The organism is Oribacterium sp. HCP3S3_B9 (genome assembly GCF_052064255.1).
GTDB lineage: Bacteria > Bacillota > Clostridia > Lachnospirales > Lachnospiraceae > Oribacterium.
Window position 1 is genome coordinate 1 of sequence record NZ_JBQHVY010000017.1, and the last position, 22,364, is coordinate 22,364.

Annotated in this window: 17 protein-coding genes and 4 tRNA genes; 17 read left to right on the forward strand and 4 right to left on the reverse strand. The window is 56.4% G+C overall.

The window, feature by feature from the left end; all coding sequences use genetic code 11:
• Positions 1 to 354: 354 nt before the first annotated feature.
• Positions 355 to 2,586, reverse strand: coding sequence for an ATP-binding protein (locus ACTNC3_RS08705; RefSeq protein ID WP_441227168.1), 2,232 nt, complete (start codon positions 2,584 to 2,586; stop codon positions 355 to 357).
• A complete protein-coding gene (locus ACTNC3_RS08710) occupies positions 2,586 to 3,665 on the reverse strand; it encodes a metallophosphoesterase family protein (protein WP_441227169.1) in 1,080 nt (359 codons plus the stop codon). The genes ACTNC3_RS08705 and ACTNC3_RS08710 overlap by 1 nt, the downstream gene beginning before the upstream one ends.
• 180 nt (positions 3,666 to 3,845) lie before the next feature.
• Between ACTNC3_RS08710 and asnS the strand changes: the two genes are divergently transcribed.
• From asnS to ACTNC3_RS08790, 16 genes are all read left to right on the forward strand, one after another.
• Positions 3,846 to 5,237: an asparagine--tRNA ligase gene (gene asnS, locus ACTNC3_RS08715; protein ID WP_410043329.1), complete on the forward strand. Its 1,392-nt coding sequence runs from the start codon at positions 3,846 to 3,848 to the stop codon at positions 5,235 to 5,237.
• A gap of 400 nt (positions 5,238 to 5,637) precedes the next feature.
• A complete protein-coding gene (locus tag ACTNC3_RS08720) occupies positions 5,638 to 6,912 on the forward strand; it encodes a glucose-1-phosphate adenylyltransferase (RefSeq protein WP_441227170.1) in 1,275 nt (424 codons plus the stop codon).
• Positions 6,909 to 8,030, forward strand: a complete 1,122-nt coding sequence (gene glgD / locus ACTNC3_RS08725; RefSeq protein WP_410043327.1) for a glucose-1-phosphate adenylyltransferase subunit GlgD — start codon at positions 6,909 to 6,911, stop codon at positions 8,028 to 8,030. Before ACTNC3_RS08720 ends, glgD begins: the two co-directional genes overlap by 4 nt.
• 15 nt (positions 8,031 to 8,045) lie before the next feature.
• The gene (gene spoVG, locus ACTNC3_RS08730) at positions 8,046 to 8,321 is read left to right on the forward strand and encodes a septation regulator SpoVG (protein ID WP_410043326.1); all 276 of its coding nucleotides are present in this window, start codon (positions 8,046 to 8,048) and stop codon (positions 8,319 to 8,321) included.
• 428 nt (positions 8,322 to 8,749) lie between these two features.
• Positions 8,750 to 9,343 carry an aminoacyl-tRNA hydrolase gene (pth, locus tag ACTNC3_RS08735; protein WP_441227171.1) on the forward strand — a complete coding sequence of 198 codons (594 nt, stop codon included), beginning with the start codon at positions 8,750 to 8,752 and terminating at the stop codon, positions 9,341 to 9,343.
• A 112-nt stretch (positions 9,344 to 9,455) separates the two neighbouring features.
• On the forward strand, positions 9,456 to 13,142 hold the full coding sequence (gene mfd / locus ACTNC3_RS08740; RefSeq protein ID WP_441227201.1) for a transcription-repair coupling factor: 3,687 nt from the start codon (positions 9,456 to 9,458) through the stop codon (positions 13,140 to 13,142).
• A gap of 271 nt (positions 13,143 to 13,413) precedes the next feature.
• Positions 13,414 to 13,704, forward strand: a complete 291-nt coding sequence (locus tag ACTNC3_RS08745) for an HU family DNA-binding protein (protein ID WP_410043323.1) — start codon at positions 13,414 to 13,416, stop codon at positions 13,702 to 13,704.
• Between the two features lie 198 nt (positions 13,705 to 13,902).
• Positions 13,903 to 14,142 carry an RNA-binding S4 domain-containing protein gene (locus ACTNC3_RS08750; protein ID WP_410043322.1) on the forward strand — a complete coding sequence of 80 codons (240 nt, stop codon included), beginning with the start codon at positions 13,903 to 13,905 and terminating at the stop codon, positions 14,140 to 14,142.
• Positions 14,139 to 14,450, forward strand: coding sequence for a septum formation initiator (locus ACTNC3_RS08755; protein ID WP_410043321.1), 312 nt, complete (start codon positions 14,139 to 14,141; stop codon positions 14,448 to 14,450). Before ACTNC3_RS08750 ends, ACTNC3_RS08755 begins: the two co-directional genes overlap by 4 nt.
• Before the next feature lie 69 nt (positions 14,451 to 14,519).
• On the forward strand, positions 14,520 to 15,938 hold the full coding sequence (gene tilS / locus ACTNC3_RS08760; RefSeq protein WP_441227172.1) for a tRNA lysidine(34) synthetase TilS: 1,419 nt from the start codon (positions 14,520 to 14,522) through the stop codon (positions 15,936 to 15,938).
• On the forward strand, positions 15,931 to 16,461 hold the full coding sequence (gene hpt, locus ACTNC3_RS08765; RefSeq protein ID WP_410043319.1) for a hypoxanthine phosphoribosyltransferase: 531 nt from the start codon (positions 15,931 to 15,933) through the stop codon (positions 16,459 to 16,461). Before tilS ends, hpt begins: the two co-directional genes overlap by 8 nt.
• A 167-nt stretch (positions 16,462 to 16,628) precedes the next feature.
• Positions 16,629 to 18,722, forward strand: coding sequence for a glycoside hydrolase family 13 protein (locus tag ACTNC3_RS08770; protein ID WP_410043318.1), 2,094 nt, complete (start codon positions 16,629 to 16,631; stop codon positions 18,720 to 18,722).
• Between the two features lie 199 nt (positions 18,723 to 18,921).
• Positions 18,922 to 18,992, forward strand: a tRNA-Gly gene (locus ACTNC3_RS08775).
• A 4-nt stretch (positions 18,993 to 18,996) separates the two neighbouring features.
• Positions 18,997 to 19,069: transfer RNA gene (locus tag ACTNC3_RS08780), tRNA-Phe, on the forward strand.
• Between the two features lie 104 nt (positions 19,070 to 19,173).
• Positions 19,174 to 19,245: transfer RNA gene (locus ACTNC3_RS08785), tRNA-Gly, on the forward strand.
• Between the two features lie 68 nt (positions 19,246 to 19,313).
• Positions 19,314 to 19,385 (forward strand) — tRNA-Gly (locus tag ACTNC3_RS08790).
• Between the two features lie 93 nt (positions 19,386 to 19,478).
• Here the strand turns inward: ACTNC3_RS08790 and ACTNC3_RS08795 are convergent.
• Positions 19,479 to 20,393 carry a class I SAM-dependent methyltransferase gene (locus ACTNC3_RS08795; protein ID WP_441227173.1) on the reverse strand — a complete coding sequence of 305 codons (915 nt, stop codon included), beginning with the start codon at positions 20,391 to 20,393 and terminating at the stop codon, positions 19,479 to 19,481.
• Between the two features lie 250 nt (positions 20,394 to 20,643).
• On the opposite strand from ACTNC3_RS08795, the gene ACTNC3_RS08800 reads away from it, so the two are divergent.
• On the forward strand, positions 20,644 to 21,243 hold the full coding sequence (locus ACTNC3_RS08800) for a hypothetical protein (RefSeq protein ID WP_441227174.1): 600 nt from the start codon (positions 20,644 to 20,646) through the stop codon (positions 21,241 to 21,243).
• Between the two features lie 302 nt (positions 21,244 to 21,545).
• Here ACTNC3_RS08800 and ACTNC3_RS08805 read toward each other — a convergent pair whose 3' ends face one another.
• On the reverse strand, positions 21,546 to 22,289 hold the full coding sequence (locus tag ACTNC3_RS08805; RefSeq protein ID WP_441227175.1) for an MATE family efflux transporter: 744 nt from the start codon (positions 22,287 to 22,289) through the stop codon (positions 21,546 to 21,548).
• Positions 22,290 to 22,364 lie beyond the last annotated feature (75 nt).

Genomic DNA, 22,364 nt, shown 5'->3' on the forward strand with positions numbered 1-22,364 from the left:
AATCGTGTATATTTAATCGGCGATTGACAGCGAAAATCAGCATCTGATTTCGATTTTCATGGACACGATTTCCGAAAAAGTCCTTCCATGTATAGTTTCTCTCCTGAATCCGGTTTCGGAGTGTAATTCTCATAGACACGATTTCTGAAAAAGTCCTTCCGTATATAGTTTCTCATTGTGTCCGTATAATGGTGTAAATTGAAAACTTAATAAAGAAAGCTCTATTCGATATGTAAATAGATATAGGAAGTAGAATCGAATAGTCAGGCAAACGAAAAGAGGCTCCGATCGGGCCTCTTTTCGCTGCGCTTTTAAATTTTCATTGAAGAAATCTCGATTTCACCAGATAGAGCATCACATCTCAATCAGGTTAAATTTCACGTCTTCGTTTTCGAGGATGCGCTGTTCGCGTGTGTGGCAGGTGAACAGCAGGATCTGGCCGTGGTGGATCTCCGTGATGTAGCGGAGTGCGGACGCGAGCCGCTGCTCGTCGTACATCGCGAAGGAGTCGTCGAAGATCAGTGGCAGCCGTGCTTCCGCTGCGCCGTCGCTTCCGTCCGCCGTCGAAGTCTGCGTGCCCGCGGCACCCGTCGAAGCCTCTGCGTCAGCACCGGCCTGTCCGGCACCACCTGTCGAAGTCGCTGCGCCGGTGTCGCTCTGGATCAGGCGCGCGGCGGCGAGGCGCAGGGCCAGGTAGATCTGATCCATCGTGCCGGAGGAGACGTCCTCGATCGGCACGATCTTCCCTGGTGTGTTCATGAAGATGTCGAGGTTCTGGTCGATCCACATCGAGTCGTACACCCCGCCCGTGATGCCCGTGATCAGCTCACCGGCCTCCTTGTTGAGGTAGTGTCCAAAGCTCGACTGAATCGAGCTCTGTAGCTCTTTCATCGTCTCCGCCGCGAGATTGATCGCATCGATCTCCGTCGAGATCGCGTCGTTCTCGTCCAGCGTCCGCTTCAGCATCTCCGCGCGGTTCTTCACATTTGCGAGGTGCTGCAGCTTCCCCTCGAGCTCCGTCTGCTTCTCGTTCTGCTTCTGCAGCTCGACATCGTAGCGCCGTTCGTCGTTGCTGAGATTCTGGAGCTCCGCGCTCACCTCCGCAAGCGTCGTCCGCTGCGTCTCGAGCTCCTCCTCGGCCCGCAGCAGCTCATCCATGTGTGTCCGGAAGCTTTCCATCGCGGCATCGCTGACGTCCGCCGTACCGATCTGCTTCGTCAGCATCGCGCTGAGCTCGGCCGCCGTCTCCCGAAGGAAGCCCGTCCTCGCAGCATTGGCGTACAGCCGCCAGACGAAGAGCAGCATGCACAGTACGAGCAGGCCAATGCTCGTGGCCACAAGGATCGTCGCGCTCAGGCCACTTCCCGACACCGCCGCGACGAGACCCGGGACCTTCTCCGGCGCGAGATGGAAGCGCTGTGCGAAGGCAGGGGATTCGATTGCTGTGATCAGTACAGCCGCGATGCCGCAGAGGATCGTCAGAAGGCCGAAGAGAAGCGGGAGAGCGATGCGAATCACCCGTTCCCGTGGCTCCGCGCCGATCTGATAGAGGCTGTACAGCATGTCGGCGTGCTCCTTTGCGTCCAGGATATCGTCGCCGCTGTCGAAGCCGGCCTGCGTGAGCACCGCCTCCTGGGCCGCCGTCTTCTGCAGCAGCTCCTCCCGGCGTGTCTGCCGGTCGACCTGCTCCGTTCGGACCTCCGAACGCAGAGCCTGGTACTTCCGAAGCTGATTCTCGTACTCCGGCTGCGCGATCTCGCGCTCGATGTTCCGGATCTCGCCGATCAGCTGCGCGTAGGACTTCGCCGCCTCCGGCACCCGTTTCGCCTCCAGCGCGCTGCGCTGCTGCCGGAGAAGCTTCAGCGCCCCGGCGGAGTCGAGCGACATATCGCCGGTCGTGCTGAGATTTGTGATGTAGGACTTCAGCTCATGCACCATGCTGCGGCTCGTCGCGCTTCGGAGCTGCCCGATCGACACCGTGTTCTCGAACGCCGTCTCGGAAATCCCGCCCAGCATCGCCTGCAGGAAGCCCCGCGGATCCGGCACCCGGACGCCCGCCGTCTCGTCCCAGATCTCCAGCGGACAGGCGTCCGCGCCGGCCGCCGGTGCTGCCGCTCCGCTCGCGCGCCCGACGCTCGCCAGCGTCGCCGCCCCGGTCATTCCGGTGCCTGTGGCCCCGGTCATCCCGGCTGTCCCGGCGCCAGCCATCGCAGCCGCGCCGTAGCCGGCGCCTGCTCCGCCTGTCAGCCCTGCGCCGCCCGCTGTCGTCGTGGCTGCGCCATCTGCGCTGAGGTCGTCTGCATTGAAATCACGGACGATACGGTAGATGCTCCCCTCATGCGCGAGGCGCAGCGTCCCGCCGAAGCGCTCCGGCGCATCCCACGGCCGGTACTTCTTGTGCAGCTTCGCGGCGCTCCCGATGCCGGGCCGCCGCTCGAGCCCGTAGAGCATCGCCTGCAGAAACGCATGCAGCGTCGACTTGCCGGCCTCGTTGTGGCCGTACAGGATGTTCATGCCCTCGGCGAAGCGGAGATTCAGGTTGTGGAACTTGCCGAAGCCTTCGATATGGAGGTCGATCAATCGCATCACAGACCTCCTTTCTGCGACTGCAGCAGCGCATGGATACCATAGTACAGCGCCTTCTTCTCGATTTCACTCATGTCATCCGGATTCTCCCGCAGGAGCTTTCGGATGTAAAAGCCGATCATGTCGGACGGGTGCTCCCGGTACAGCGCGACGAAATCGTACTGCGGCTCGGACATATCCTCGACCGTCACGATGCGGTAGCGCTCGCGGAGCGGTGCGAGATCGAAGCTCACCTCCGGATCATGCTTCCCCGTGATGCGCAGCCGGTAGATGTTCTGCGTGCCCCGCTTCTCGATCTCCGCTGAGATCAGGCGCTGAAGCTCCTCGTTCGACGTGCGTTCCGTCACTGAAATCTGCAGCGGCACATAGCTCGCCGCGGCGAGCGGTACGAACTCCAGCTTCTGGATCCGGTGCGTGATCGGGTGGATGTCCCCGACGTAGATGCCATGCGGCCCCGTTTCACCCTGCTCGAGTGGCTCCGGCGTGCCCGCATAGATCACGCGGCGCTCCACGAGCTCGGTCGGCTTGTGGATATGCCCGAGGGCAACATAGTCGAAGGGCAGTGCAGCCCATGTCGCTGTCTCCACCGGCATGTGGTCCCGGTCACCACCGTGCGCCAGCAGGATATGGATGTGTCCATCCTCCGCCGGGTGGATCCCGTCGATCACCGTCTCCCGCAGCTCGCGCGTATGATAGGAAAAGCCGTACACCTCGGTATTGATATCATCGAAGTACACTGACTGCGGCGTATCCTCGAGGATCCAGTGCACATTCGGACTCCAGTTGAAGCTCAGCAGTGCCGAGTTCGCCTCGACCCGATCATGCTCCCCCGAGATGATCACCACATGCGTCGACGGGATCGTCCCGAACAGATAGTTCAGCTCCTGCAGATCCTTATTCATCGGCTGACGGTGAAACAGATCCCCCGCGATGAACAGACAGTCCACATTCGACTCCCGACACCTCTCGATGATACGACGAAACGTCGCCCTGATATCATTGGCACGATCCCGGCCCCACGGCTGATCCGCATCCGGCACCATCCCCCAGTGCACATCCGCAACATGAATAAAACGCATGACAGCTCCCCTGTAAAATGTTTATAGTCTTCTATATTTTAACGTAATTACGCAGAAATATAAAGGTAAAGAAAACGTCGGAGACATTGAAAACAGGGAAGCCTTACGCTATAATCAGTTAAATCATCGCGGTTTTCCGCGGTTTTCTGAGAACATCCGAGATAGAAACAGAGGTTAGAGATGAAAGTTACTACATTAAGAGAGATTTTCAAGAATAAAGAAGCCTACTATGATCAGGAAGTGACGGTCGGCGGCTGGGTCCGCTCGAACCGTGATTCGAAGCAGTTCGGTTTCCTGACGATTTCCGACGGTACCTTCTTCACCCCGCTTCAGGTCGTTTACCATGACACCATGGCGAACTTCCAGGAGGTGGCGAAGTACGGTGTCGGCGCGGCGGTCATCGTAAAGGGTAAGCTCGTGGCGACGCCGGATGCGAAGCAGGCGTTCGAGGTGCAGGCCGACGAGGTCATGCTCGAGGGTGCGTCCTCTCCGGACTATCCGCTGCAGAAGAAGCGTCATACGCTCGAGTACCTTCGTACGATCGATCATCTGCGTCCGAGAACCAACACCTTCCAGGCCGTATTTAAGATCCGTTCCCTGGTGGCCTTTGCAATCCATCAGTTCTTCCAGGAGCGTGGCTTCGTATACGTACACACCCCGATCATCACCGCTTCCGACGCGGAGGGTGCGGGCGAGATGTTCCAGGTAACCACGCTTCCGCTCGACCAGGTTCCGATGACCGAGGACGGCAAGGTGGATTTCAGCCAGGATTTCTTTAACAAGAAGACGAGCCTCACGGTGTCCGGTCAGCTCTACGGCGAGACCTTCGCGCAGGCGTTCCGCAACATCTACACCTTCGGACCGACCTTCCGTGCTGAGAACTCGAACACACAGCGTCATGCGGCGGAGTTCTGGATGATCGAGCCGGAGCTTGCGTATGCAGACCTCGATGATGTCATCCAGTGTGAGGAGGATATGCTGAAGTACATGATTCAGTATGTGCTGGACAATGCTCCTGAAGAGATGGCCTTCCTCAACCAGTTCGTCGACAAGGGACTGCTCGATCGTCTCCACCACGTTCTGAACTCCGAGTTTGCACGTGTGACCTATACGGATGCGGTGAATGAGCTCATGAAGCATAACGATGAGTTCGAGTACAAGGTAAGCTGGGGCGTGGATCTTCAGACCGAGCACGAGCGTTACCTCACCGAGCAGTTGTACAAGCGTCCGGTATTCGTTACAGACTACCCGAAGGACATCAAGGCCTTCTATATGAAGCAGAATCCGGATGGAAAGACCGTCGCTGCGGTCGACTGTCTCGTTCCGGGGATCGGTGAGATCATGGGCGGCTCACAGCGTGAGGAGGACTACGACAAGCTTCTGAAGCGTATGAACGAGATGGGCATGGAGATGGATCAGTATGATTTCTATCTCGATCTTCGTAAGTATGGTACGACGCGTCATGGTGGTTTCGGTCTCGGCTTCGAGCGTGCCGTGATGTACATCACCGGTATGTCGAACATCCGCGATGTGGTTCCGTATCCGAGAACCGTTGGTAACTGCGATATCTAAACAGATGATGAGCGCAATGCGCCGGGGCGATGCCCCGGCGTTTTTTAGATTTCCCGACGTGACTGTCCAGACGTAGCTCGGCTTCCGACTACTGTCCGCCGAGTTACACTACATCTGGACAGTCACAGATAGATAGTATCGAGTGCTATGCCTGCGGTATGCAAAGTACCGGATATTTTTGCCGAAACAACTGCTCTAAAAGAAGAAAATTTATGTCTGGTGAACCAGTATGCCATATTTAATTGTAGTAAATTGTGTAATTATTACGAAACACCTATGTAAAATTCGTTATTCTACTGTCAAAATAACCATTTTCTTAGTTAACATGCGGGACGTAGAGTGCTATACTATGTACAGCTAGATATTTTTCTACTACTTATATTACTAATGAGGTGATGACGTGATTAAAAAAGAAATGATCGCCATGCTGCTCGCTGGCGGCCAGGGCTCTCGCCTTGGCGTACTCACAAAGAATGTCGCAAAACCTGCTGTATCCTTCGGTGGAAAGTATTCGATCATTGACTTCCCACTGTCGAACTGCATCAATTCAGGTGTAGATACAGTCGGCGTTTTGACGCAGTACAAGCCTTTACGTCTGAATGCCCACATCGGAATCGGTATTCCGTGGGATCTGGATCGTAACAGAGGAGGCGTAACGATTCTGCAGCCGTATGAGTCGCAGAACGGTGCGGACTGGTTCTCAGGCACAGCAAACGCGATCTACCAGAACATCGAGTATATCGATAATTATAGCCCGGATTATGTACTCATCCTTTCCGGTGACCACATCTATAAGATGGATTATGAGGTTATGCTCGAGTACCATAAGGCGATGAATGCCGACTGTACGATTGCGTCGATGCCTGTTCCGATGGAGGAGGCGAGCCGTTTCGGTATCACTGTAACCGATGAGAATAACCGTATCATCGACTTCCAGGAGAAGCCGAAGGTACCGAAGTCAAATCTTGCATCCATGGGTATCTATATCTTCTCATGGCCGGTGCTTCGTGAAGCGCTGATCACGAACAAGGATGTTCCAGGTGAGGATTTCGGTAAGCACATCATCCCTTATCTTTTCAATAAGGGCAGCCGCATCTTCGCATATGAGTTTAACGGCTACTGGAAGGATGTCGGAACACTCGAGTCCTACTGGCAGGCCAACATGGAGCTCGTATCGATCATTCCGGAGTTCAACCTCTACGAGGAGTACTGGAAGATCTATACCGACACGAAGAACCCGTCACCACAGTTTATTTCCCAGAACTCTCACGTAGAGCGCTGCATCATCGCAGAGGGCTGTGAGATCCATGGTGAGGTTCATAATTCTGTCATCGGAGAGGGTGTCACCATCGAGTCCGGTGCAGTGGTGAACGATTCTGTCGTCATGTCCGGTGCAACCATCGGCGCAGGTACCAGAATCGATAAGGGCGTCATCGCACAGAACGTAAAGATCGGTCAGAACTGTGAGATCGGTGTCGGTGAGTTCGAGCCGAGTGTATATGATCAGAGAGTTTACAACGCAGAGCTGGCCACCATCGGCGAGAATTCTGTGATTCCGGACAATGTAAAGGTCGGAAGAAACACCGCAATCTATGGCGTAACGACAGTAGAGGATTATCCTGACGGATTACTCGCAAGCGGCGGAGCAATCATCAAGGAGGACGGAACATTATGAGAGCGATAGGTATTATTTTAGCAGGTGGTAATAACAAGCGTATGCGGGAGCTTTCGAATAAGAGAGCGATCGCTGCGATGCCGGTAGCCGGATCCTTCCGTGCCATCGACTTCGCTCTTTCCAACATGTCGAACTCTCATGTTCAGAGAGTGGCTGTACTGACACAGTACAACTCCAGATCTCTGAACCAGCACCTTTCCTCCTCGAAGTGGTGGGATTTCGGTCGTAAGCAGGGTGGGCTGTATGTTTATACACCGACCATCACCGCAGAGCACAGCGACTGGTTCCGTGGCACCGCCGACGCACTGTATCAGAACCTCGATTTTCTGAAGCAGTCTCATGAGCCATATGTCATCATCGCTTCCGGCGACGGCATCTACAAGCTCGACTACGCAAAGGTGCTCGAGCATCACATCAACAAGAAGGCAGATATCACCGTAGTGGTGAAGACCATGGAGCCGAACACGGATGCTACCCGCTTCGGCTGCGTAAAGATGAACGAGGACGGCCGGATCGTCGACTTCGAGGAGAAACCGATCGCGACCGACGCGAACACCATCTCCTGCGGTATCTACGTCATCCGTCGTCGTCAGCTGATCGAGCTCCTCGAGAAGGCACACGATGAGGATCGTACCGATTTCGTCAGTGATATCCTGGTACGCTATAAGAACGTAAAGCGCATCTATGGTTATAAGATCGACACCTACTGGGCAAACATCGCGTCCGTCGAGTCGTACTATAAGACCAACATGGATTTCCTGAACCGTGATATCCGCGAGTTCTTCTTCAAGGAGCTGCCGGGTATCTACACGAAGCTCGAGGATAATCCTCCTGCGAAGTACAACCCGGACTGTAACGTGCGTCACTCGATTCTCGCAAGTGGCTGCATCATCAACGGTACCGTCGAGAATTCCGTTCTGTTCCGTAAGGTTTATGTCGGAAACAACTGCGTGATCAAGAACTCGATCATCCTGAATGATGTATACATTGGCGATAATACCGTTATCGAGAACTGTATCGTCGAGAGCCGCGACACGATTCGTGCCAACACGACCTACATCGGTACGCCGGACGACATCAAGATCGTCGTAGAAAAAAATACACGGTATCAGATGTAACAGGAGGATCGAAGCATGCAGATAACAGATGTACGGATCCGCAAGGTGGATAAGGAAGGCAAGATGAAGGCGATCGTCTCCATCACCTTCGATAATGAGTTCGTCATCCACGATATCAAGGTGATCGAGGGTGAGAAGGGTCTCTTCATCGCGATGCCGTCCAGAAAGACGGCGGATGGTGAGTACAGAGACATCGCACATCCGATCAAATCTTCGACCAGAGAAGCGATCCATGAGATCATCCTGGATAAGTATCAGGCGGAGATGATTTCCGAGACGGAAGGATATTGATTTCAATAGTATATGGCGCAGGGCGAGAGCCCTGCGCCATTTTTCGATAAGGGACTTCGGCAGGCGTCTCTTTTTGTTTGTTTGCCCACCCCATTCGATTGCCTTTATCTATTTACTTATCGGCCCCGCCCCATGCAGGCAAACGAGAAGAGGTGCCCGGTATGGACATCCCTTAAAAATTATCCGCCTTACAAAATCACCCCGGCTGAACTGTTACCGTCTCTTTAAATATATCCATTCATGGAATCGCTTATATGATGTGAAATATATTAATTTGTGTTATGATGGCATGTACGGTGGGACCGGACGGAGAGTAGGATATCCTTCGGTGCTGCTTTTGTTGTGCTTATAATCGTTAACAACCGTTACCATTCAGACAAGCGTCTGGAGAGTCGCTCTGAACGGTGACTGCTATATGGAGGAGTTTTATGTATCTGATTGCGGGTCTGGGAAATCCGGAGAAGAAATACATCGGTACACGTCATAATACGGGTTTCGCGGCGGTGGAGGCGCTCTGCGAGAAGCTGGGCGGGCTGAAGCTGAACGAGACGAAGTTTCAGGGGGTCTATACGAAGGCACGGGTGATGACGCCGGCGGGGCCGGAGCAGCTCATCATCGTGAAGCCGCTGACCTACATGAACCTGTCGGGTAACTGCATCGCGCCGCTCGCGAACTTCTATAAGATTCCGGCGGAGCAGGTCATCGTGGTGTCGGATGACATCAACCTCGCTGTCGGTCGCATGCGGATCCGGAAGGGTGGCTCGGCGGGTGGTCACAATGGCCTCAAGTCCATCATCCAGTGCCTCGGCACGGATCAGTTCCCGCGGGTGCGGGTCGGTGTCGGTCAGAAGCCAGAGTACATGGACCTCGCGGATCATGTGCTCGCGAAGTTCGATCGGAACGACGCAGCGGTGATGGCGACTACCTACGACGCGGTGGCGGATGCCATCCTCGACATCGTGAACCAGGGCGTGGAGCACGCGATGAATCACTATAATCCGATGAACTGCGCGCAGGCATAAGCCGGCGCGCCGATGATACCGACGACGCAGTGCTGCCCTGTGCGCGCTGCGTTTTCCGACGGGCAGGCTGTTCCGGATGCCTGCACTCCATGTGCTCAGTAGAGGAAGTATGATGATCAACCCATTTCTGAAAACCGAAAGCTATCAGGCGCTGCAGCAGGCCCTCACCGCGGGTGTGGGTCCGCTTGCAGTGACCGGAACCGTGGATCCGGTGAAGGCACAGCTCCTGGTGTCGCTCCAGAACACCCGGAAAACGAGCGCACGGGCGACCCGGGCCGCATCGACACCGGAAGTCCTCGACGCCGGAAAGACAGCCCAGGCGACGAAGGGCAGCAACGACCGGCGTCCGTGGAAGCTGCTGGTCGTGAAGGATGAGGCGACGGGCAAGCGCTTCATGCGCGACATCCATGCTTTTGCGGAGCAGGCCTGGTACTACCCGGCGAAGGATTTTCTCTTCTATCAGGCGGATACCCAGGGGACGCTCATCACCCGGCAGCGGGTCGAGGTGCTGAAGCACATCATGGAGGACGACGGCGGCGTCGTGGTCGCCAGCATTGACGCACTCATGGACCGGGTGCTCGGACGGGAGAACTTCTCGGAGTCCGTGCTGACGGTCGAGCCGGGGATGACGATGGAGATGGAGGCACTCTCCACGAAGCTGTCGCGCCTCGGCTATGAGCGCGTGGTTGAGGTCGACGCGATGGGTGAGTACTCGATCCGCGGCGGGATCGTCGACGTCTACCCGTTCACCTCGGAGAATCCGGTCCGCATCGAGTTCTGGGACACGGAGGTCGACGGCATTCGGACCTTCGACGCGGAGACGCAGCGCTCGATCGACACCCTGGACAGTGTGGAGATCTACCCGGCGTCCGATCGTGCGGACAGCGCGGCCGGTGAGAAGCAGGAGGTGAGTATCCTCGATTATTTCGATGAGCGTACCCTGCTCTTCCTTGATGAGCCGGATCGTCTCCGGGAGCGGGGCACGGCGGTCGAAACCGAGTTCCGCGAGAGCTTCGAGGCGCGGGTGGAGGAGATGCAGCACCACGCGAAGCTGGCGGCGACCCTCGAGGCGCAGGGTCTCGCAGAGAAGGACGAGCGCGATCCGGACAAGCTGATCTACGGCATCGACCAGATCATGGAGCGGCTCGACACGCCACGGACGATCGCCTTCAGTGCCCTCGGCACGAACCTGAGCGCGCTGAAGACAAAGCAGTGCTTCCACTTCGAGACGGCCGAGGTGACGCCGTACAGTAAGTCCGGCTTCGAGATGCTGCTGAAGGATCTTCAGCGCTGGCAGAGTGAGCAGTACCAGATCGTGCTGCTGAGCCCGTCCCGGACCCGTGCGTCGCGTCTCGCACAGAACCTCCGTGACTACGATCTGCGGGCCTACTGCCCGGATGTGCCGGAGGCCAATGCAGGCGGCGCGTCAGCAGATGGCGCAGCCGGCACCGGCAAGCTGGCGGGAGCGAATGCGTCGAGCGCAGGTACAAAGCAGAGCACGACAGCATTGGCCTCGGGTAAGGCGGCCAACATGAGAAGCGGTCAGGGCAGCAGCCTGTCGGCGCAGATCCTCGATGTAGCCGGACGGGAGATCCGTGCGGCACATGAGGCGGAGACGCGCGGAGCCATCATGGTCATGTTCGGTGTGCTGAACACGGGCTACCAGTTCCCGGCGGAGCGCTTCGTGCTGCTCACCGAGGGCGACATGTTCGGCAACACGAACGCAGTTCAGAAGAAGCGGAAGCAGAAGAAGCTCAACGGTCAGCACATCGTGAAGCTGAGCGAGCTGAGTGTCGGCGATTACGTGGTGCATGAGGACCACGGCATCGGCATCTACCGCGGCATCGAGCGCATCGAGAGCCAGGGCGTGACGAAGGACTACATCAAGGTCGAGTACGGCGACGGCGGTAATCTCTACCTGCCGGCGACCCGGCTCGAGGGTATCCAGAAGTACGCGGGAGCGGAGGCGACGAAGCCGAAGCTGAATAAGCTCGGTGGCACGGAGTGGACGAAAACCCGCTCACGTGTGCAGCATGCTGTAAAGGAGATCGCACGTGACCTCGTAAAGCTCTATGCGGCGCGGCAGTCGGAGTCCGGCTACCAGTTCGGGCCGGATACCGTCTGGCAGAAGGAGTTCGAGGAGATGTTCCCGTACGAGGAGACGGTCGACCAGGACCTCGCCATCGAAGCGGTGAAGCACGACATGGAGAGCCATAAGATCATGGACCGCCTGATCTGCGGTGACGTCGGCTACGGTAAGACCGAGGTCGCACTGCGCGCCGCCTTCAAGGCCGTGCAGGACAGTAAGCAGGTGGCCTACCTCGTGCCGACCACCATCCTCGCGCAGCAGATCTACAACACCTTCGTCGAGCGTATGAAGGGCTTCCCGGTGAACATCGCGCTGCTGTGCCGCTTCCGGACACCGCAGCAGATCCGAAAGTCCCTCGACGACCTGAAGGCCGGTCGTGTCGATGTCGTCATTGGCACCCACCGTCTGCTCAGTAAGGACGTCGAGTTCCGGAACCTCGGTCTCCTGATCGTCGACGAGGAGCAGCGCTTCGGCGTGACGCATAAGGAGCGCATCAAGAATTTGAAGAAAAACGTCGACGTGCTGACGCTGACGGCGACGCCGATCCCGCGGACGCTGCACATGTCGCTGGTCGGCATCCGTGACATGTCGGTGCTTGAGGAGCCGCCGATCGACCGTGTGCCGATCCAGACCTATGTCATGGAGTACAACGACGAGCTCGTGCGCGAGGCGATCAACCGCGAGCTTGCGCGAAACGGCCAGGTGTACTATGTCTACAACCGGGTCAATAACATCGCAGACGTCGCGGGGCATGTGCAGAAGCTCTGCCCGGAGGCGCGCATCGCGTATGCGCATGGCCAGATGTCGGAGACGCAGCTCGAGGATATCATGTTGCGCTTCATCAACGGCGAGGTCAATGTGCTGGTGTCGACGACGATCATCGAAACCGGCCTCGACATCCCGAATGCGAACACGATGATCATCCAGGACGCGGACCGGATGGGTCTGAGTCAGCTGTATCAGATTCGCGGACGTGTCGGACGCTCGAACCGGACGGCGTACGCGTTCCTCATGTACCGCCGCGGTAAGATGCTGACGGAGGAGTCTGAGAAGCGCCTGAAGGCGATCCGCGAGTTCACCCAGCTCGGCTCGGGCATCCGGATCGCGATGCGTGACCTCGAGATCCGCGGTGCGGGCAATGTCCTGGGCGCAGAGCAGCATGGCCACATGGAGGCCGTCGGCTACGATCTGTACTGTAAGCTGCTGAACACCGCCGTGAAGGAGGAGAAGGGCGAGCTGCAGGAGCAGCCGAGCTTCGATACCCAGATCGACTGCGATATCGACGCATTCATCCCGGATACCTATATCCCGAACGAGTCGCAGAAGCTCGACGTCTACAAGCGGATCTCCTCCATCGAGACAGAGGAGGACTACAGTGAGATGCAGGATGAGCTCATCGACCGCTTCGGCGAGATCCCGAAGCCATGTGCGAACCTGCTCCGCATCGCGCTCCTCCGTGCGGAGGCGCACCGAAGCTACGCCACCGAGGTGGACATCCGAAAGGGCAGCTGGAAGATCCAGCTCGATCCGAAGGCCCGGATCCGCGTCGAGGAGATCCCGGTCCTTGTCCGCGAGCAGCAGGGCCGCCTCCGCTTCCTGAGCGGCCGGCAGGCGACGCTCGTCTTCCGACAGAGCACCCGCGAAAAAGCCTGGACCCTGCTCGAAACCATGGACGACGCCGAAAAGATCCTCCGGCGCCTGCAGCTGTAAAGTTTATGGGGTCAGACCCCCTTTTAAGCTGAAGTTTATGGGGTCAGACCCCCTTGCGAAATTTTTAAGGTGGTCGAAAAATCCACGCGGGGGTCTGACCCCTCCTCCGCTTGCCCGCTTGCTTTACGAGGTGGTCGAAAAATCCACGCGGGAGTCTGACCCCTCGGTGGCCGTTTCTTTATTGACATGCAGAGGCGCAGAGATTATACTTTTTATGTCAATTTTTAAATATGGAGATTATGGGCTTTTTTAGAAATCTGCCTTTAATCACGTGGAGGAAAACAAAATGAATAGAGTTGAATTAGTAGCAGCCGTTGCAAAGAGCGCAGACCTTTCCAAGAAGGATGCAGATGCAGCTGTAAAGGCCGTATTTGATACCATCGCTGATGCACTCGCTGAGAACGATAAGGTTCAGCTGATCGGCTTCGGTACCTTCGATGTCGCTGAGAGAGCAGCGCGCGAGGGCAGAAACCCGAGAACTGGTGCTACCATGAACATCGAGGCTTCCAAGGCTCCGAGATTCAAGGCTGGTAAGGCCCTCAAGGATAAGATCAACGGTTAATCACGAATCGGATAAAATCCGGAGGCGGCCTTACATGGCCGTCTCTTTTTTCTTGATCGGAGCCATGCGGGGATATCTCCTCGTGAAACCGACCATTACCTTAAGAATTTCGTAAGGGGGTCTGACCCCATAAACTACTACTTTAGATTCTGTTTAGAAAAATTTAATGGGGTCAGACCCCATAAACTTAGGGATATCATGAGACTAGACAAATACCTGAAAGTATCGAGACTCATCAAGCGTCGTACGGTGGCCAACGAAGCCTGCGACGCAGGCCGAGTACTCGTGAACGACCGTCCGCAGCGCGCATCCTACGATGTGAAGGTGGGGGACGTCATCGAGATCCGCTTCGGTGAGAAATCCGTCCGGGCAGAGGTTCTGGCGGTACAGGAAACTGTACATAAGGAAGAGGCAGGAGACCTTTTTAAGTATCTATGAAACGAAGACAGCGTCCGCGTAAAAATCTATCCAGCAACCGTCTGGCGATCATCGGCATCACGATCGTGGTGCTGTTCCTTGCGATCGCCATCAACATCCGGGGCAAGACGCTTCGGCAGCAGGAGCGGGATTACCAGGCCCAGGAAGAAAGCCTGGATGCTGCTATCGCCGATGAAGAGCAGCACGGTAAGGAGCTGGAAGAGAAAAAGGTCTACGTAAAAACGAAGGAATTCACGATGGAAAAGGCCCGCGAGATCTTCGGACTGAAGCTGCCGGACGAAATCATCATCAAACCGGATGAAAAGTAAGAGAGAACTTAGTAAAATGAGGTGGAGAGACGCAGGTTTCTCCACCTTTGTTTTTGAGAGGAGCTTCGCATGGATGCGCTTATGCTGGAAATCAAACGATATATCGAGGCGAATCAGCTGATCCGTCCGGGCGACGGCGTCGTGGTCGGCCTTTCAGGTGGCCCTGATTCGGTCTTCCTGCTGTATGCGCTGCACACGTTGCAGGCCCGGATGGGCTTTACGCTGCGGGCGGTGCATGTCCATCACGGCATCCGTGGCGCGGAGGCGGACCGCGACGAGGCGTTTTCGGAGAAGCTCTGCGCGAAGCTCGACATCCCGTTCCAGGCCGTGCATGTCGCGGCTCCGGCGTACGCGGCGCAGCATGGGCTCAGCCTGGAGGAGGCCGCGCGCATCCTCCGTTACGAGGCCCTCGAGGCCGCACGGCAGCAGCTGGGGCAGACTCTGGCGGCCGACCGGATGTTAAACTCCCCTGTAGCTTCGTCCGCCGGAACGTCAAACGCCCCGGCAGCTGCAATCGACCGAACGTCGGACTCCCCGGTGCCGGATTCCGCCAGAACATCAGACTCCCCGGCATTTACCGCCGGCTCCCCGTCGCGTCTTCCGGATGCTCGGTCGATGAAAGGCCTCCCAGCCCCGTCTGCTCCTGCCGCCTGGATCGCGGTGGCGCATCATCTCGATGATCAGGCGGAGACCGTCCTCCATAATCTCGTGCGCGGCGCAGGGCTTCGCGGCCTCGCGGGCATGGAGAATCGGCGAAATCACGTGATCCGGCCATTGCTTTCCATAAAAAGAGAAGATATACTGAAGTGGCTTAAACAGTATGATATACCGTACGTGACGGATTCGACGAACGCGGATCCGCACTACACCCGGAATCGTATCCGCAGCACGGTGCTGCCGGAGCTTCGCGAGATCAACCCGGAGGCGAGCGCCCACATCGCACACAGCGCAGCGCTCCTTCGTGAAGCGGATGCGTTCTTTCATGCGCTCGCTCTTCAGTACGTGGACGCGCACGCGACGCTGACGGTCGCCCCGGATTCGGCCAATGCAATCGACCGAGATGCACATACCCGCCCACAGACGGCTGTGTTCCAGGATGCACCGGTAACGTTACCGGAGCCAGGTGCCTCGACCCGAGGTACGACCTCGAGGCCGCCTGCATTGGCAGAAAAAAGCGCGGAGGGCGCAGCAGAAGCCCCGGACGAGGCGACGATTTTACGGTCGATTGCATTGCCCGTGACCGCGCTGAGGGAGTACCCGGAGCTCGTGCGGCAGTACGTCTACAGCGAGCTGCTCCGCCGGATCGGAACGCCCCAGAAGGACTGGAGCGCCGTGCATTACCGGGACATCGACCGCCTGATTTTCGGGCCGGGCGGCGCGCATCTCGACCTTCCGTACCGGATGAGCGCAGAGTATCGTAAAAAAACCTTGATTCTACAGGAGAATCGAGAGGTTATCAGTGTGAAAAGGAGAAAAAATCATGGCTGAGCATGTCAGAGTCCTGATCCCGGAGGATCAGATCGAAGCACGTATCACAGAAATTGCGGATCAGATTTCAGAGGCGTATAAGGGCGAGTCCCTCCACCTCATCTGTATCCTGAAGGGCGGCGCGATGTTCATGTGCGAGCTCGCGAAGCGCATCCATGACGTGGATGTATCCTTCGACTTCATGTCCGTCTCCAGCTATGGCGGCGGCACGACCTCCAGCGGTATCGTGAAGATCGTGAAGGATCTCGATGAGCCGCTCGAGGGCAAGCATGTCATGATCGTCGAGGACATCATCGACACCGGACACACGCTGAACCATCTGAGCAAGATGCTCCTCGACCGGAAGCCACTGTCCATCGAGATCTGCACGCTGCTGAACAAGCCGTCCCGTCGCGAGAAGGAAGTACCGGTGAAGTACTCCTGCTTCGAGATTCCGGACGAATTCGTGGTCGGCTATGGTCTCGACTATGACCAGCGCTACCGCAATCTCCCGTTCATCGGGGTGGTCGAGTTCGATCAGTAAATTCAGTTTCGGAGAGCCTGGCGTCTGCCAGGCTGTTTTCGCTGTGCCGACGACCTGGCGAAGGGAATGTTCGCCGGGGATCGATCAGACACAGGAGAGAGATAGAGCGCCTGGCCGGATGCGCGGCCGGGTACAGAGAATATGTCAGTAGGGAAGTAAGAAAGTAAATGAACCAGAGTACGATTAACCAGGCGGCACTGTACACCTCGGGGACGGCCAGCTACCGCATCCCGGAGGAGCCGAATCCTGGAGATACCGTTACGCTCCGATTTCGGACAGCACGGCAGGACGTGGATGCCGTCTATATCTTTTTCCACGAAGCCAACAGCAGCACGAAGATGCAGCTCGTCGAGCGTGATGCACGCTTCGACTATTATGAGCATAAGGTCATGGTCGGTCAGGCCACCCAGAGCTACAGCTTTTTCATCCAGAAGGGCCCGGAGCGACTGCATTTCAACCGTCTCGGCGTCTGCGACGACATGAACCGTGAGCTCTCGTACCGTCTGATGCCGGGCTTCCATATCCCGGACTGGGCGAAGGGCGCCATCATGTACCAGATCTTCATCGATCGCTTCTGTGATGGCGACCCGACGAATAACGTCGTCGACAACGAGTACATCTACCTCGGCAGAGCAGCGCGTGGTGTAGCGGACTGGAACGCCCCGGTCGAGGCGTTTGACGTGCACCGGTTTTACGGTGGTGATCTCGCCGGCGTGCGCTCGAAGCTCGACTATATCCAGCGCCTCGGCGTCAGCGTCATCTACTTCAATCCGCTTTTCGTGTCCCCGTCGAACCACAAGTACGACGCGCAGGACTACGACCACATCGATCCGCATATCGGCAAGATCGTGAAGGACGGCGGCACCCTCGTCGAGGACTGGGAGGATGACAATGCCCGCGCGACCCGCTACTCGATCCGCACCACGAGCCGTGAAAACCTGGACGCCAGCGACCGGCTCTTCGTCGAGTTCGTCGAGGCCTGCCATGCCCGCGGCATGCGCGTCATCATCGACGGTGTGTTCAACCACTGCGGCTCCTTCCACAAGTGGATGAACCGTTCCGGCTTCTATAACTATAAGGATCGGGCCAATGCTTATGCCGCGGGTGCGTACCAGCGCAAGGACAGCCCGTACCACGATTATTTTGCGTTCAGTGACAACCGTGACGAGGCCTGGCCGAACAACAACAGCTACGAGAAGTGGTGGGGCAATGATACCCTCCCGAAGCTGAACTACGAGGGCTCCCGTGATCTCGCGGAAGCAATCCTCGAGATCGGACGCAAGTGGGTGAGCGCACCGTATAACGTCGATGGCTGGCGTCTCGATGTCGCCGCCGATCTCGGACACTCCGCGACCTACAACCATATGTTCTGGAAGAGGTTCCGCATGGTGGTGAAGGAAGCGAATCCGAACGCCATCATCCTCGCCGAGCACTACGGCGACCCGTTCAGCTGGCTCCAGGGTGATGAGTGGGACACCATCATGAACTACGATGCCTTCATGGAGCCGGTGACCTGGTTCCTGACCGGCATGGAGAAGCACTCCGACGCGAAAAACGAGGCGATGCGCGGTGACGGTGAGATGTTCTTCAACGCGATCCTCTACCATATGTCCCGCATGCCGGAGAACTCGATTCTCTGCTCGATGAACCAGCTCTCGAATCATGACCACAGCCGCTTCATGACGCGCACGAATCAGACGGTCGGCCGCATCGGTACGAGCGGCTCAGCCGCTGCAGATGCCGGCGTTTCGCAGGCACTCTACCGTCTGGGGGCGATGATGCAGATGACCTGGCCGGGCGCACCGACCCTCTATTACGGCGACGAAGCTGGCATGACCGGCTGGACCGAGCCGGACTGCCGCCGTCCGTATCCGTGGGGCCACGAGGACCTTGAGCTGATCGAGTTCCATAATTACCTCGGCGGTATGCATAAGCGTAATGCGGTGCTGAAGAGAGGCGCCCTCATGAAGCTGATGGCTGGCCATAACTATGTGGTCTATGCGAGACAGTATGAGGATGAGGTCGCCATCATGGCTGTGAACTGCGGCGAAGAGGAGATCACCCTGAACATCCCGGCCTGGGTGACCGGAATCGAGGATGACGTCGAGATCCGCCGTCTCCTCCGCACCGACGACATGGGCTACAACGTCGGTATCACGAAGCGTCACAGCGAGGACGGCATCCTCGTATCCCAGATGTGGGCACACACCGGAAAAATCTACTACGCGAAGAAGACGCCGAAGGCTGATCCGGATATGTAAAACAGACGGAAACCTCAGGGGGAAAGGCACCAGAAGCCAGGCATACTGTGCTTCTGGTGCTGAACCTACGGGCCCCGGTCTGAACTGCTACGCCCATAGCGGCACCCAAAAAACTTTTTTTGAAAAAGTGTTGACAAAGCTTTCGGAGTAGAGTATTATAACACTCGCGTCACCGATAAGGCGACACACGAAGTCACTTGCGGGTGTAGTTCAATGGTAGAATGTCAGCCTTCCAAGCTGAACATGTGAGTTCGATTCTCATCACCCGCTCGATGCCCAGATAGCTCAGTTGGTAGAGCAGAGGACTGAAAATCCTCGTGTCACTGGTTCGATTCCGGTTCTGGGCACTCAAGATGATTAAGACGGCGATAACATTCACACCGACACTGATGATCTTTTGTATAATGCACCCACCTTCACAGAAATGAAAGTCGGTTGGGACATTAAAAATGCGCGAGTAGTAGAGTGGTACTACGTCGCCTTGCCAAGGCGAAGATCGCGGGTTCGATCCCCGTCTCGCGCTCTATGGAGCGATTGAGAAACATCATCCAGACAAACCGATTTATCCGGTCAAACGGATAAACGCATATTGCGCGAGTAGTAGAGTGGTACTACGTCGCCTTGCCAAGGCGAAGATCGCGGGTTCGATCCCCGTCTCGCGCTCGACTGAAAGCCCTCCTGAGAAATCAGGAGGGCTTTTTTGGTGATCAGATCGATAATGTAAAGAGGCTGTCTCTGTTACGACAGCCTCTTTAACTATACGTTTTCCGGAAAGACATAGCAGTCATAGCGGATGGCCTTTCCATCGAGCGAGTAGGATGGCTTCAGGCCGGCGAGGTACGGGCCCTTCGCGGGGCGCTTCACGACGATTTTAAATGGGTGCGCGGCGATGGCGGCCTGCATCAGCGCCTCTTCGTTCTCCGCTGGTGCCTCGAGGTAGTGGATGAGCTGGAACTTCTTTTTCACGAGGCCGCTTTTCTGCCGTTCCGGGAACATCGGATCGAGGTAGATGACATCCGGGCGCTTCAGCGCTTCATCTGCGCTGTTCGTCGTGGCAGCTGCGTCGTTCGTTGTGACTTCTGCACCGCTTGTCGAGGCATCAGCGCCGTTCCCCGTGGCAGCCGACGCTGTTAGAGCCGGACAGGCGTGTCCAGCATCGTCCTCTGGTGCATACGAACCCGTGCCTGCTTCTCCAAGCCTTCGGAGATGGTCAATGCTGTCGCCCTCGACGAGCTGCATGCGCATGACGATTTCGTGAAGCGTCGCTTCCTCGAGTGCGCGTCGCATCGTGTCCTGCAGGAGTGCGGCGATGACCGGATCCTGCTCGTAAAGCGTGACCTCACAGCCGGCCGCTGCAAGCAGCAGCGAATCCTCACCCATGCCTGCGGTCGCATCGATCACACGCAGATTCTCACGACCCTTCACCTTCGTCGCCTTCACGAGGAGCTCATGCGTCAGATTATGGTACTGGAGGCGCTTCTGCAGCTTCGTGAAGTCGCCACGCATCGCCTGATCGCCATCTGTGAGCGAAAGGCCGGCTGCGTTCACAGAGAGCCAGACCGGTGCATCCGGCGTCGTATGCAGCAGTGCTGTCTTCAGATGCGCGGCCAGTGCCTCTGCATAGGCGCAGTCGCCATCTGCTTTCAGCACGATCGGTATTCGGTCATTCATAGTATCCTCCTGTCAAGCCCGGTTTTCGGGAAGTCTCTAGAAAGAATTATATCATCCATTTAAAAAAATTATCCACGGAAATATCAAGAAACCGTATGAATTCTTACGATCTGATGTATAATGATTGCTGAATAATTACTTTTGGGTAATTAACAGGTGCGTGAAGTATTGAAAAAATGTGTAAAAACTGATATCTGCGTCTGAACGTGATTTCGCAGATGTCAGAATCATGTAAGGAAAGCAGTGTAGTATGGGACGAACGTATGTGGATGGGAATACAGTTCGTGCCGATGTTTCGGAGAGACGTCCGCTGGTACGTGAGACTCTGGTCGTAGAGGAACGCGGAAGACGGAATCAGATTCATCTCTATCGGGACCGGTACGACGGACAGCTTCGGCTGGAGTACCAGGAAGATAAAAGCATCATCGCCCCGCTTTTCCGGCTGATTCCGGAGCGTGTGCTCGATGGTGCCTGTCGTCTGTTACTGACCTGTTCGATTATTTTCATTTTCCTGACCTGCTACCAATGTGTACACCTCGATACGTTGGTTTCCACGCGTCTCTCGACGATCGAGCAGAAGCGTACTCAGCTCGAGCAGCTGCGGGTGCAGAACGCAGATCTTCAGGCGAAGATCAACGACGCGGTGAACCCGGATCAGATTTACAGGGATGCGGTCCAGAAGTACGGCATGGTCCTTCCGGATCAGACAAACACGATCATCTTCGAGAAAACCGGAAAATCAGAGTATATCCGGCAGTATGATCCGATTCCGAGCGGACAGTGTGCCGCCGATGACAGCATGATCGTATCACTGAAAAGCAGTCTGGCACAGTTCTTCATGCTGGACTGAGCACCATTTATGTTCGCATGACTGCGTGACAGGCCGAAGCATCGGCCTCTGCGACAGTTTACGATAGCTCCGGCGCTGAGTCGGAGAGGGGAGAGTTTTCATATATGGCTGTGGCATCTTCGGACGTCACAGCCATTACTTTTACTGTACCGACCAGAAGTCTGAACGCCTTAAAAAGTACAGGGGATTCCACGCTGAAAACAGATGACGGGACGACTTGTTGCATCATGCACGATTCGGACGAAAAAAGGGGAGCTTACACCTGGCGGTGCGAAGCTCCCTTTCGGTATCGGTATTTGGTTTTATGATGCGGCGAGTTCCTTCCGTACCTTCCGGATCACCACGAGGTAGACACCGGCGTTGATGCGCCAGTCGTGATGCTCCGGCCAGAGCACCTTCTCTTTCTTATAGATATAGAAGAGACAGAGGGTGGCGGAGATGCCCTGGGAGAGATCTGTGGCGAGTGCGGCACCCGCGACACCGAGCTTCAGGACGATGATAAAGAAAAGATCCAGCACGACATTGAGGCAGGCACTGAACACCAGAAAGCAGAGCGGCACTTTACTGTTTCCGACGGCCTGCAGGAAGGCGGAGAAGAGATTGTAGTAGACGCTTGCGACGATGCCCATGCAGATGATGCTGATGTAGGTGTGGGCATCCTCGAAGATGTTAGCCGGTGTATTCATGAGTCGGAGCAGTGTCTGCATCGTGGATACGGAAAGCGTGGTCATCACGATGATGACGATCGCGGCGAGAAGGATGCCGTTCGCAACACTGCGCTTCACGCGTGCGTAGTCCTTTGCACCATAGACCTGAGAGGTCGGGACGGTAAAGCCGGTGCAGAGGCCCTGCGAGAAGCCGAGCACGAGAAACATGATGGTGCCGGTGGCACCGACCGCAGCGAGCGCATCAGCACCGACGAAGCGCCCGACGATGATGGTGTCTGCCATGTTGTAGAGCTGCTGGAAGACATTGCCGATAAACAGCGGAATCATAAATTTTAAGATGATCGGAAACGGGTTTCCCTTCGTCATATCAAGTGTCATACGAATCTCCTGAAATGTGTTTTTTCGGTAATCGTTTTAATTCTTTTAAAGCGATTTTTCGGTAATCTTTTTTAA